A 14084-nucleotide genomic window follows, 5' to 3' on the forward strand; every position below is an offset into this window, starting at 1 on the left:
GAAGAACCAGAAGAAGAACAGCCTGAGGAGACGAAATTAGATATTGATCCAGTAGATGATGGAGCGATACAATTAGAAGACGATGGGCAAGTGACCTTATCTTTAGAGTAAATAAAAAGCCGTTTCTTATTGAAACGGTTTTTTTTAAACCTGATTTTTATCGTGTTTTATGTTTTGAATTTGGTTTATTTTTGCAGAATAAACAAAAACTAATTCAATTAGTATGAAATTATTTCCTTCAGATATAGAAATTGCTCAAAAAAGCAAGATTTCTTTAATAAAAGACATTGCGCAAAAACTACAAATAAACGAAGACGATTTGGAGTTGTACGGTAAATACAAAGCCAAATTACCATTACACTTGCAAAAAGAGCAACCTAAAGGAAAATTAATTTTAGTTTCGGCTATGTCGCCAACTAAATATGGTGAAGGCAAAACCACCATGACAGTGGGATTAACAGATGGGTTAAGTAGCCTTGGCAAAAAAGCAATCGCAGTTTTACGTGAACCTTCTTTGGGACCTGTTTTTGGTTTAAAGGGAGGAGCTGCTGGAGGAGGTTATGCTCAAGTTTTGCCTATGGAAGATATTAATCTTCATTTTACAGGTGATTTTTCAGCCATTGAAAAGGCTAATAATTTGCTTTCTGCCATCATTGATAATCATTTTACATAATCCATCACCGGAATTAAATTTAGATCCTAAATCTATTGTTTGGAAACGTGTTATGGATATGAATGATCGTGTGTTGCGACAAATCATAGTTGGTGTTGGTGCCAAAGGAAATGGCGTGATGCGTGAGGAAAATTTCAATATTACTCCTGCCTCTGAAATTATGGCTATTTTATGTTTGTCCAAAGATATAGCTGACCTCAAAAAAACGTTTAGGGAATATTTATGTGGGAAAAACGGTAGAAGGTACTCCTGTTTTTGCCAGTGATTTGAAAGTGGTAGGGGCAATGGCTGCTTTGTTGAAAGATGCTATTAAACCTAATTTGGTGCAAACTATCGAAGGAAATCCAGCCATCATCCACGGAGGACCTTTTGCGAGTATTGCACAAGGAACCAATTCGGTGATTGCTACCAAAATGGGATTATCTTTGGGGGAATATGTGGTTACCGAGGCAGGTTTTGGAGCCGATTTAGGTGCTGAAAAATTTTTTCATATCAAATGTGAACAATCTGGGTTGCGACCGGATGCAGTGGTTTTGGTAGCTACCTTAAAAGCCATAAAGCATCACGCAGGTTTGATAGCAGAAGAATGTAAAGCACCCAATGTTGAGGCCATAAAAAAAGGCTTTTGTAATTTAGAAAGACATATTGATAATATTCAAAAGTTTGGCATACAACCTGTGGTTTGTATCAATGCTTTTCCTACTGATACACAAGAAGAATACGAAGTGTTAATGGCATTATGTGCTAAAAAAGGAGTTAAGGCAGCTGGCACGCTTTGCCTCCATCTGTAAAAGCAGTACTCACAGCTGCCTTAACTCCTTTTTTAGCACATAATGCCATTAACACTTCGTATTCTTCTTGTGTATCAGTAGGAAAAGCATTGATACAAACCACAGGTTGTATGCCAAACTTTTGAATATTATCAATATGTCTTTCTAAATTACAAAAGCCTTTTTTTATGGCCTCAACATTGGGTGCTTTACATTCTTCTGCTATCAAACCTGCGTGATGCTTTATGGCTTTTAAGGTAGCTACCAAAACCACTGCATCCGGTCGCAACCCAGATTGTTCACATTTGATATGAAAAAATTTTTCAGCACCTAAATCGGCTCCAAAACCTGCCTCGGTAACCACATATTCCCCCAAAGATAATCCCATTTTGGTAGCAATCACCGAATTGGTTCCTTGTGCAATACTCGCAAAAGGTCCTCCGTGGATGATGGCTGGATTTCCTTCGATAGTTTGCACCAAATTAGGTTTAATAGCATCTTTCAACAAAGCAGCCATTGCCCCTACCACTTTCAAATCACTGGCAAAAACAGGAGTACCTTCTACCGTTTTTCCCACATAAATATTCCCTAAACGTTTTTTGAGGTCAGCTATATCTTTGGACAAACATAAAATAGCCATAATTTCAGAGGCAGGAGTAATATTGAAATTTTCCTCACGCATCACGCCATTTCCTTTGGCACCAACACCAACTATGATTTGTCGCAACACACGATCATTCATATCCATAACACGTTTCCAAACAATAGATTTAGGATCTAAATTTAATTCCGGTGATGGATTATGTAAATGATTATCAATGATGGCAGAAAGCAAATTATTAGCCTTTTCAATGGCTGAAAAATCACCTGTAAAATGAAGATTAATATCTTCCATAGGCAAAACTTGAGCATAACCTCCTCCAGCAGCTCCTCCCTTTAAACCAAAAAACAGGTCCCAAAGAAGGTTCACGTAAAACTGCGATTGCTTTTTTGCCAAGGCTACTTAACCCATCTGTTAATCCCACTGTCATGGTGGTTTTGCCTTCACCATATTTAGTTGGCGACATAGCCGAAACTAAAATTAATTTTCCTTTAGGTTGCTCTTTTTGCAAGTGTAATGGTAATTTGGCTTTGTATTTACCGTACAACTCCAAATCGTCTTCGTTTATTTGTAGTTTTTGCGCAATGTCTTTTATTAAAGAAATCTTGCTTTTTTGAGCAATTTCTATATCTGAAGGAAATAATTTCATACTAATTGAATTAGTTTTTGTTTATTCTGCAAAAATAAACCAAATTCAAAACATAAAACACGATAAAAATCAGGTTTAAAAAAAACCGTTTCAATAAGAAACGGCTTTTTATTTACTCTAAAGATAAGGTCACTTGCCCATCGTCTTCTAATTGTATCGCTCCATCATCTACTGGATCAATATCTAATTTCGTCTCCTCAGGCTGTTCTTCTTCTGGTTCTTCATAAGGTAAAGGGGTTAACAAATTAACCTGTTTCAATTTGTCGGAGGTCACTTGATTCCCTAGGGCCTTAAAGCCTTTAACAGCAATAAAACTTTCAACGTCGATTTCTTGTCTTTCCTTTTGAACACCTTTTACCTTAGCAAAAATCAACTCTACTACCGGACGATAATCGGTGGCAACAATTTCTAATTTTGAATTGGGGTGATCTGTAATAAACGATTCTTCTTTATTTTCTACCTCCACCAAGAAACGTTTCAAAAAGTACCGTTCTTTTTCGCCATCAAAATAAAGGGCAGAAATTGGTTTTTTGGGATTCCATTTTTCCAACACAATCATATCCTCATCAAAATGAGTAGACAGCTCTGGAATAATAACTTTGAGTTTTCCTGTCTGAGAAATGACTAATATCTTGTCGCTTGGTCTAAATTCGCCCAACAACTCGCCTCTTCCATCGACATTTAAGCGCTGCACGGTATCGTCAAACCAAACTTTTCTAGGCAATAAAGTAGAAATCCCTTTCTCTTTCAATTCAATTTTTTTGATGGGATATTTGCTGACCAAATTTCCTTTTGAGGCGCGTCCTTTATGGCTAATTTGGCAAAATCAATATCAAATTTGAGCTTTTTGATACTACCAACTTGACGTAGGATGATATTAATTACCTCCGCTTCACCATTTGGATTGCATGAAAAATAAAGAATTTGCGAACCTGCAGCTCCATTGGTTAAATCGTAGGCTTTATCTCTAGTTACCCCAGAAACATTGAATCGTTTAATATAAGAAGGTCCTGATTTACCATCACGATAAATCAAATTGTAAATTGTACGTTTATCGCCTTTATCAAAAATAGCAACGTGAATAATGTCTTTACCCACAAATGTCTTAGCATCGACTTTGGTAATCATCATCGTTCCATTACGTAGAAAAACAATTACATCATCGATATCAGAGCAATCTACTACATATTCATCTTTTTTCAAGCTAGTTCCACAAATCCTTCTTCGCGATTGACGTATAGTTTGGTATTACGCAAAACCACTTTGGTCGCTTCGATGTCATCAAAAATGCGGAGTTCCGTTTGGCGTTCTCTTCCTTTACCGTATTTTTCTTTAAGTTTGGCAAAATAAGCTATCGCAAAATCGATAATGTGATCCAAATGATGTTGTACTTCCTTCATTTCGTCCTCCAATTTCGCAATGAAATCATCGGCTTTATCCGAGTCAAAACGCGTGATTCGAATCATTGGGATTTGCGTTAGTTTTTGCAAATCATCATCGTTAATTTCTCTCACAAAGGACGCTTTGAAAGGCTCAAAACGATCGTACATGTATTTGTACAACGCTTCTCTGTCCGAATACAATTTGAAGTCAATGTACATTTCTTCACGAATGAAAATCTTTTCAAGTGTAGCAAAATGCCATTTGTTTTTTAATTCTTCTAATTGAATTTCGAGTTCTTGACGCAATAAATCTACCGTGCGGTCTGTCGAAATTTTCAACATATCCGAAACCCCGATAAAAAGCGGTTTGTTGTCTTCAATCACACAACCTAACGGTGCCACTGACGTTTCGCAAGCAGTAAAAGCGAACAAGGCATCGATGGTTTTATCTGGAGAAACACCTGGGAAAAGATGGATTAAAATCTCAACCTCGGCAGCAGTATTGTCTTCGATTTTCTTGATTTTGATTTTCCCTTTTTCATTGGCTTTCAAAATACTATCAATCAAACTAGATGTATTGGTCGAAAACGGAATTTGTGTAATCACCAAGGTATTTTTATCCAACTGCGCTATTTTGGCTCGTACCCTTACGCGTCCACCACGCATTCCGTCATTATAATTGGACACATCAGCGATACCTTGTGTCATAAAATCTGGATACAAAGTAAATGGCTTTCCTTTCAGAATTTTTATGGAAGCATCGATTAATTCATTGAAGTTATGAGGCAAAACCTTAGTAGAAAGTCCCACCGCAATTCCCTCAGCTCCTTGTGCCAAAAGCAACGGAAACTTCACTGGAAGATTGTTCGGTTCTGCACGACGACCGTCATAGGATACGCCCCAATCCGTAATTTTAGGCGAATACAATACCTCTAAGGCAAATTTGGACAAACGCGCCTCGATATAACGAGAAGCAGCTGCTCCATCTCCCGTTAAAATATTCCCCAGTTTCCTTGGCAGTCAATCAATAAATCTTTTTGACCAATTTGCACCATTGCATCAGCAATACTCTGATCCCCGTGAGGATGGTATTGCATAGTGTGTCCCACCACATTCGCTACTTTGTTATAACGACCGTCGTCTAATTCTTTTAACGAATGCATAATACGGCGTTGTACCGGCTTGAATCCGTCTTCGATTGCGGGTACGGCACGTTCTAAGATTACATACGAAGCATAATCCAAAAACCAATCTTTGTACATTCCTGTAACTTTGGTAATGGTATCGTGCTCGTCTGCATTATTTTCGTAAAAATGGTGCATCCCACTTGAAGTCGATATATCATCAAAACCCTCTTGATCATTAGCATCAAAACTGGCGTCGTTGTTTTCGTCTTCGTTCGAAAGGATGTTATCTTCTTCTTCGTCTTTCATTTATATCTTTATAAATCTACTTAATCGTTATTTCAGTGCTAAAAAGAATACTTTTCTTTGCAAATATGTTCTTTTGTGGTCACCCAATTTCCGCTTTTGTCTTTCGTTTTTTTGGTCACTATTCCACATTCTTTGTGATCATTGCTTCTGATGATAAAAAATGTCCCACCAAAACCTAGGGCAAAAGCTAATATAATAATTACTACTGTTTTCTTGTTCATTTTTCATTACATTTCAATTCAAATTCAAAAGGCCTTTACGCTTTAAAAACTCCGTTTCTTCTTGAGGATCTTCAAAAGTTACAAAAAGTTTTATTCCAAATTTTCGAAATAGTTCTGCCATATCAGAATAACAATACTTTTGAAAACCTTCTAAATTGCCCGAATTATTTGAACCACGGCAATCAATACAAAACTCATTATAACCAAGAATTTTATTTTTTTTATCTCTAAATACTATCATGTGTCGAGGCATATAACATGCAGCTTCCATCTCTTGCGGAACACAAGTGTCGCTTATTAATAGATTTAAAAGTTCTTTTTCTTGAGTTTTATTTAATACTATTTTTTCTTGTATGAATGTACTATCAAAAGAAAACTCGCCATTTTCAACTAAAATATCACTGTAAGGCTCAACAACATTATAAGACATTGTATCCCATTTAGTTCTGTCGTAATAAGACAACAATTCAATCTTTGAAAAATTCTTTATTGGAAACTCTCTCTTGCTAATTATTTTACTAATTGATTTTTCAATCGGAATCCCTTCGGATTCTATTGGTTGTTGTGCAGCATTCTCATTTTTACAAGAAACTAATAGTAAAATAGCAATTAAAAATATTATTTTCCGCATAAACTAAATTTTCACTTTAAAACAATACTATTCTTTCTCAATGACATCCAAATCTACCTTCAAGTTTTTGATGATAAAATCTTGTCGATCTGGTGTATTTTTACCCATATAAAAAGACAATAATTGCTCAATTGAGGTATTTTTATCCATCATAATAGGATCTAATCGGATGGTTTCTCCAATGAAATTTTTGAACTCATCTGGCGAAATTTCCCCTAGTCCTTTAAATCGCGTAATTTCTGGTTTGGGTTTTAATTTTTCAATGGCATCCCTGCGCTCTTCATCAGAGTAGCAGTAAATGGTTTCTTTTTTATTTCGAACTCTAAAAAGTGGCGTTTGCAAAATATACAAATGCCCTTCTTTGATTAATTCAGGGAAAAATTGCAAGAAAAAGGTAATCAACAACAAGCGAATGTGCATTCCATCGACATCAGCATCGGTTGCAATTACAATATTGTTGTAACGCAAGTCACCCATATCTTCTTCGATATTCAAAGCCGCTTGCAACAAATTGAATTCTTCATTTTCATACACAATCTTCTTACTCATTCCGTAAGAATTCAAAGGTTTACCACGCAAACTAAAAACCGCTTGTGTATTCACATCACGCGATTTGGTAATCGACCCCGAAGCCGAATCTCCCTCGGTGATAAACAACGTACTTTCTAAATATCTTGGATTTTTGATATCTGGTAAATGCACGCGACAGTCTCTCAACTTCTTATTGTGCAAACTGGCTTTTTTAGCACGGTCTTTGGCTAATTTTCGAATGCCTGATAATTCTTTTCGCTCGCGCTCGGCTTGTAGAATTTTTCGAAGCAACAAATCGGCGGTTTCTGGATTTTTGTGTAAAAAATTGTCTAATTTATTTTTCACAAAGTCGTTTACAAACGTTCTTACAGATGCCATTCCTGGCTCAGAACCCATATCTGTAGAACCTAATTTCGTTTTGGTTTGGGATTCAAAAACAGGTTCCATCACCTTGATACTAACCGCACTCACAATGGATTTACGAATATCAGAAGGGTCGAAGGTTTTATTGTAAAATTCACGTATGGTTTTGACTACGGCTTCTCTAAAAGCTACAAGATGCGTTCCACCTTGCGTCGTATTTTGACCGTTTACAAAAGAATGGTATTCCTCGCTGTATTGAGATTTACTGTGGGTCATGGCTACCTCAATATCATCCCCTTTGAGATGGATAATAGGGTACACCATATCTTCCTCGGCAATATTTTCATCTAATAAATCTTTTAATCCATTTTCAGAAAAATATTTTTCACCGTTATAGATGATTGTTAGCCCAGTATTTAGGTAACAATAATTTTTTAGCATTTTGACTATATATTCATTTCTGAATTTATAGTTTTTAAAAATGGCTTCATCGGGGATAAAAGTAACTTTGGTTCCTTTACGTTTGGTGGTTTCGATAATATCTTCTTCTAAAACCAAATTCCCTGCTGAAAACTCAGCCGCTTTTTGCTTCTCATCACGAACCGATTCAACTCTAAAATAATTGGACAAAGCATTCACCGCCTTGGTTCCTACTCCATTCAATCCCACCGATTTTTTGAAAGCAAGAGAGTCATACTTTCCTCCCGTGTTCATCTTAGAAACCACGTCGATGACTTTACCTAAAGGAATACCTCGGCCATAATCACGAACCGCTACGGTTTTATCCTTAATGGTTACCTCGATTGATTTTCCGGCTCCCATGACAAACTCATCAATACAGTTGTCTAAAACTTCTTTTAATAAGATATAAATACCGTCATCCGGTGACGAACCGTCTCCCAGCTTCCCGATATACATTCCAGGACGCATTCGGATGTGTTCTTTCCAATCGAGTGAACGTATATTGTCTTCGTTATAAGTATTTTGCTCAACCATAAACCAATTTTGGATTTTCATGCAATATAGCACATATAACCAAAAAATGAAAGGCGATCATTTGCTATTTTTAGAAACCCAACATTACAAAGAGTTTACAAGATTTTTGAATAAATACCCGTGATTTTTTTTGAGAATTATGTCTTAATCCGAATGATCCCCTTATTATTTGAAACCCTACAAAAAGAAGTAAAAAAATAAAGACACAAAAAAAGCCTTGAATTTCTTCAAGGCTTTTATTCTGGGTGGCTGACCGGGTTCGAACCGGCGACCCGCGGCACCACAAACCGCTACTCTAACCAGCTGAGCTACAACCACCATTTTTGCTTAGCGGTTGCAAATATAGAACAATTGTTTGCTTCTGCAAAGGTTTTTTGAAAAAAAATACAATAAAATTACTTCAAATCACTTAAACTATTGACTGCCAAATACCTTTCGACTGTAAAACCTTCAGCATGTTCTACGCCTGTTAAGCGACCTAAATCGCGGGAGCGATAATTTAGGCTTTCTAAAAAGTTTTTACTTGATATGGGTGACTCCGGTTCCTTAGAATTTGGATCGTAAAATTGAGAACGATAAGCCAAAATAGCGGCAGTTTTTTCCGTTTCAAAACCTGAAACATCTACTACAAAATCTGGCACGATATTTTTCCACTGGATGTAATGGTAAACCACTTTAGGGCGCCAAGCTTTTTGCAATTGCCCATCAAGAGTAGTTTCGATACGCACCAAACCCGACAGAAAGCATGAGTCTGAAACCAGCTGACTCCCTTTGGCATGATCGATATGACGGTCGTCTACGGCATTACAAAGTACGATTTCGGGTTGGTATTTTCGGATCATTTTTATGACTTCGAGTTGGTGGGCTTCATCATTTATGAAGAATCCATCTCTAAAACTTAAATTTTCTCGTACGGAAACACCCAATATTTTGGCGGCTGCAGCGGCTTCTTGATCGCGAATTTCAGCTGATCCTCGCGTGCCTAATTCGCCACGGGTAAGATCTACAATACCTACTTTTTTTCCTAAAGCTATTTCTTTTAAAATGGTTCCCGCGCAGCCCAATTCCACATCATCGGGGTGTGCGCCAAAGGCTAGTATGTCTAACTTCATGATTGTTTAAAATATTTATTGGTAAATATACTAAAAAAGTACTTTTGCTCTAGAAGGATTGATGCGTCAAATGCGTCCCCTAAAGATCGTTCTTCTATCCACTTTGCTTCTCGTTCTTCTATTATGCCCCAGATAGTAGTGGAAAGCCCGGACCTCCAAACTGCCTTTTTTCTTGGCTCAAAAGAGCGACCAACGGAAGCTCCTTTTGGGCCTTAGAAAAAGACAGTTTGGAGGGAGGACTTGTAACGGATAGCTGGATTAGGCACATTATAAAAAATAGACTATTTTTACTTTTGGTTTTTACTCCGAATTAAGTGGGCAGGAAATAGAAATGATTTTTTTTCTACCACTAAGAAAATTAAGTTATTACTTTTTAAAAACCACACAATTAAGGATAAAACCTTATTTTTTATAAAATAGTACTATGACCAAACAGGAGAAAGTTGACTTTGTAATTGAAACTTTACAAGATTTATACCCTACAATTCCCATTCCATTAGATCATAAAGATCCGTATACATTATTGATTGCTGTACTACTTTCGGCACAATGTACGGATGTGAGAGTGAACCAAATTACGCCCCTTTTGTTTGCTAAAGCCGATAATCCGTATGATATGGTAAAACTTTCGGTGGAGGAAATTAAAGAAATTATTCGCCCCTGTGGCTTGTCGCCCATGAAATCAAAAGGTATTTACGGATTATCGGAGATTTTGATCGAAAAACACAATGGGCAAGTCCCTGAGAGTTTTGAACTGCTGGAGGAATTGCCTGCTGTGGGACATAAAACGGCCAGTGTGGTGATGTCTCAGGCTTTTGGTGTACCGGCTTTTCCCGTAGATACGCACATTCATCGTTTGATGTACCGATGGAATTTGACCAACGGAAAAAATGTAGTGCAAACGGAGAAAGATGCGAAACGATTGTTTCCAAAGGAGATTTGGAATGATTTGCACTTACAAATCATTTGGTACGGACGGGAATATTCGCCCGCAAGAGGATGGGACATGGAAAAAGACATTATCACAAAAACGATTGGGCGCAAATCCGTTCTTGAAGATTATTATAAAGGAAAATAATGATCTGAATATTCGTTGATAAAACAAAAAAGAGGTCGTCTGTTTATAGACCACCTCTCTGGAATAAGGATTTTAATTCTTTAGAATTTGATAGCTTTTTGTAGCGGTTTTTACAACGCTAAGGGCTTTGGAGTAATCTAAAAGAAAAGAAACTACGGTTGCCTTCGGTTTCATTTCTTGGATAACTGCCTTTTTTTTAGAGTAAAGTTTTGCCATATATTGCAATAATTATGAGTTAAAAAATTAAATAACTCTAAAATAACGACAATAATTAGTTTTTAGTATTAATTCGTTAAAATAATTTGATGTTTGTCTATCACTTTTCTCAAATTAAGCAAGGCATAGCGCATTCTTCCTAATGCAGTGTTGATGCTAACTCCTGTAGATTCTGATATTTCTTTGAAACTCATGTCTTGATACATGCGCATCATCACGACTTCTTTTTGATCTGCTGGGAGTTCCTCAATAATACGTCTCAAATCCCTTTCTACTTGATTAGTTATCCATTGATTTTCGATTGTCAAGCTATCATCTGACATGATGGAAAAGATTGAAAAATCCTCTGTTTCACGAAATAATGGCATTTTTTTATTTCTCCTAAAATGATCTATAATCAAGTTATGGGCAATACGCATCACCCAAGGCAGAAACTTCCCTTCTTCGTTGTATGTGGTTGTTTTTAAGGTTCGAATTACCTTCATGAAGGTATCTTGAAAGATATCATTGGCCAAGTCTCTGTCGGGAATTTTGGAATAGATGAATCCAAATATTTTTGATTCATGGCGTTTAATTAACAATTCTAATGCTGCTTCATTGCCTGAAACATAAGCTTGCACTAAATATGCGTCTGTGAAGTTTTTAGTTGCCATAACTATACTTTTTAGTTGAATTAAATTTGGGGAATTTTCTAAAAAAGTAATTTTATGCTATAGGCTCTACAAAATTTTGGTTGGTTAATTGTGTCAAATTTAACTATTTTTCCCAAAAACAAACTGTTTTTTTTAACTTTTTTAATAAAAAGCAATTCTTTGAAACAATACAAGTACTGCCATCAAAAAAGTAGTTTATGAATTCTCCTATTTATATAATTATTCCCATTGCAACAAAAGCCTAATAGGAAATAATAAAAATATAAAACCGTCTTAAGAAAATATCGCGATCAACCTTTGATCCTGAGATTTCCTTAAGACGGTTTTATTGAATGCCCCTATTTAAATACTAGTTGATTAATTGAAAATCAGCTTGTAACGTTTGAGCCGAGTTACCTCCTACAAACACTTTGAATTCCCCTTTTTCAGCTTCCCATTTATTATTGGCAGAATAAAATTCTAACATTTTTTCGTCAATGGTAAAGGTTACCTTTTTGGATTCGTTAGGTTGTAATTCAATCCTTTCAAAACCTTTTAGTTCCAGTACTGGACGCGTTACGCTGGCAAATAAGTCATGAATATACAATTGTACCACTTCTTTTCCTGCTACTTTTCCTGAATTGGTTAACACAACAGACACTTCAATTGTTCCATTTGATTTTAAAGTAGGAGCAGATAATTTCAAATCCGCATAATCAAACTTAGCATAACTTAATCCATATCCAAAAGGGTACAAAGGCGCGTTTTTTTCGTCAATAAAATGCGACCAAAAAACGGTACCAGGATCTAACGCATAAGGACGTCCTGTGTTTTTGTGATTGTAATAAATTGGTACTTGCCCTACGCTACGTGGAAAGGTCATGGGTAATTTTCCACTCGGATTGTAATCACCGTATAGCACTTGTGCAATGGCATTCCCACTTTGAGCTCCTAATTGCCATGCTTCAACAATGGCTGGAATGTTTTCATCTGCCCAAGGAATAGCCAAAGGACGTCCGTTTTGTAATACTAAGACAATATTTTTGTTGACTGCATAAATCGCTTCTAATAATTCTTGTTGCACACCCGGTAAGGTAATATCGGCTCTGCTTCTCGCCTCACCTGATTGTAGTCCGTGTTCGCCCAAAACCATCACCACTACATCAGCTTTTTGGGCAGCCGCAATGGCTTCTGGAAAACCACTTTTGTCAGTGGTATTAAGTTTGGCTTCAAAAACAAATTTAGGTTCTTCGGTCACCACCTCAGCCCCTTTGGCAAAAATCAATTCATTTTCGGTATAGGCTTGCATTCCTTCTAAAACCGATACAGCTGAATTTTCGTCAGCAGCTAAACGCCAGTTACCCAGCGGACTGGTTTTATCCGAAGCCAAAGCGCCAATTAAAGCAATTTTTTGACCTGATTTTTTCAAAGGCAACAACTCATTATTGTTTTTTAATAGAACAATAGATTTTTTGGCCATATCCAAAACGGTTTGTTGAAATTCGGGTTTCCCTACCGTGGCGGCTTCATACGCTTCATCACAATATTTGTACGGATCATCAAACAGGCCTAATAAAAATTTGGTTCTTAAAATACGTTTCACCGCATCGTCTACCAAGCTTTCTTTTACTTTTCCTTCGCGAACCAATTGTGCCAAATGATCAACATAGGCATAGGATTCCATGTCCATATCCGATCCAGCATTTAGAGCAAATTCAGCTGACTGTTTTAAATCCTTGGCATAACCGTGCAATTGCATTTCTAGAATAGATCCCCAATCAGAAACGACAAATCCTTGAAATCCCCAATCGCCTTTTAAAATTTTACGTTGTAAATATGCATTACCCGTTGCAGGAATTCCGTTGAGTTCATTGAATGAATTCATAAACGACAACACTCCAGCATCTACCGCTGCTTTAAAAGGAGGCATCACTATATTGTGAAGCGTTGATTCGCCAATGTCTACCGTATTATAATCTCTACCAGACTCGGCAAAAGCGTAGCCAGCAAAATGTTTGGCACAGGCCAAAATATTCTTATTCGAACTGAAATCGCCTTGAAAACCTTCGACTCTAGCTTTGGCAATTAAACTACCTAAATAAGGATCTTCTCCTGCTCCTTCCATTACGCGTCCCCAACGCGCGTCTCTACCAACATCAACCATGGGCGCAAAGGTCCAGTTGATACCAACGGCTCCAGCCTCTTCCGCAGCCATGGCCGCCGAGGCTTTAATGGCTTCTAAATCCCAACTCGCACTTTCCGCTAATGGAATAGGGCTTATGGTTTTGTAACCATGAATCACATCGAAACCAAATAATAAAGGAATACCTAAACGGGTTTCTTCTACCGCAATTTTTTGCAAGGCACGCACGTCTTTTACCCCTCTAACATTAAGCATCGAGCCAACATAACCCTTTCTTAGGTCTTCATATTTCTTGGCCGCTTTCCCCTCTTGTGGTTTGGGTCCCGTAACATCCCAAAAACCATTGTATTGGTTCAATTGTCCCACTTTTTCTTCGAGTGTCATTTTTTTTAATAACCCTGACACCTTTTTATCTAAACTAACCGCAGTGTATTTGGATTTATTTTGAGCCAAAACACTACTAATTTGCAGTATCAAACTCATAAGTATCAATAGTATTTGTTTTTTTCTCATTTGTTTATATTTAATTAGATTCAATTTCTTTCCAAGTTTATTAGTGTTCCAAATATTGTAAATCATGTAGAATACATCCGAAGTCACATCTTACAACAAACTTTTATTTATTTAAATGCAAAAAACAATACTACTTGCAT

Annotated in this window: 7 protein-coding genes, 1 tRNA gene and 3 pseudogenes; 2 read left to right on the forward strand and 9 right to left on the reverse strand. The window is 36.9% G+C overall.

The window, feature by feature from the left end; genetic code table 11:
* Positions 1-223: 223 nt before the first annotated feature.
* A pseudogene (locus BXU11_RS08460) lies at positions 224-1437 on the forward strand (formate--tetrahydrofolate ligase); the annotation flags it as partial.
* A gap of 1 nt (position 1438) precedes the next feature.
* On the opposite strand, the pseudogene BXU11_RS08465 reads toward BXU11_RS08460, so the two are convergent.
* From BXU11_RS08465 to bshB1, 7 genes and pseudogenes are all read right to left on the reverse strand, one after another.
* Positions 1439-2693: pseudogene (locus BXU11_RS08465) on the reverse strand (formate--tetrahydrofolate ligase); the annotation flags it as partial.
* A 112-nt stretch (positions 2694-2805) separates the two neighbouring features.
* Positions 2806-5508: pseudogene (locus BXU11_RS08470) on the reverse strand (DNA gyrase/topoisomerase IV subunit A).
* Between the two features lie 38 nt (positions 5509-5546).
* The gene (locus BXU11_RS08475) at positions 5547-5729 is read right to left on the reverse strand and encodes a hypothetical protein (RefSeq protein WP_078212179.1); all 183 of its coding nucleotides are present in this window, start codon (positions 5727-5729) and stop codon (positions 5547-5549) included.
* Between the two features lie 13 nt (positions 5730-5742).
* Positions 5743-6360: a hypothetical protein gene (locus BXU11_RS08480; RefSeq protein WP_078212181.1), complete on the reverse strand. Its 618-nt coding sequence runs from the start codon at positions 6358-6360 to the stop codon at positions 5743-5745.
* 27 nt (positions 6361-6387) lie between these two features.
* The gene (locus tag BXU11_RS08485; protein WP_078212515.1) at positions 6388-8250 is read right to left on the reverse strand and encodes a DNA topoisomerase IV subunit B; all 1863 of its coding nucleotides are present in this window, start codon (positions 8248-8250) and stop codon (positions 6388-6390) included.
* 244 nt (positions 8251-8494) lie between these two features.
* A tRNA-His gene (locus BXU11_RS08490) sits at positions 8495-8568 on the reverse strand.
* A 77-nt stretch (positions 8569-8645) separates the two neighbouring features.
* Positions 8646-9362, reverse strand: coding sequence for a bacillithiol biosynthesis deacetylase BshB1 (bshB1, locus tag BXU11_RS08495; RefSeq protein ID WP_078212183.1), 717 nt, complete (start codon positions 9360-9362; stop codon positions 8646-8648).
* A 424-nt stretch (positions 9363-9786) separates the two neighbouring features.
* Between bshB1 and nth the strand changes: the two genes are divergently transcribed.
* Complete coding sequence (gene nth, locus BXU11_RS08500) at positions 9787-10440, forward strand: endonuclease III (protein ID WP_078212185.1); 654 nt, start codon at positions 9787-9789, stop codon at positions 10438-10440.
* A 284-nt stretch (positions 10441-10724) separates the two neighbouring features.
* Here the strand turns inward: nth and BXU11_RS08505 are convergent, their stop codons facing one another.
* Positions 10725-11309: a sigma-70 family RNA polymerase sigma factor gene (locus BXU11_RS08505; RefSeq protein ID WP_024980035.1), complete on the reverse strand. Its 585-nt coding sequence runs from the start codon at positions 11307-11309 to the stop codon at positions 10725-10727.
* A gap of 349 nt (positions 11310-11658) precedes the next feature.
* Complete coding sequence (gene bglX / locus BXU11_RS08510) at positions 11659-13944, reverse strand: beta-glucosidase BglX (RefSeq protein WP_078212516.1); 2286 nt, start codon at positions 13942-13944, stop codon at positions 11659-11661.
* Positions 13945-14084: the final 140 nt, after the last annotated feature.

The organism is Flavobacterium sp. LM5, from assembly GCF_002017945.1.
In the GTDB taxonomy this organism is placed as follows: domain Bacteria; phylum Bacteroidota; class Bacteroidia; order Flavobacteriales; family Flavobacteriaceae; genus Flavobacterium; species Flavobacterium succinicans.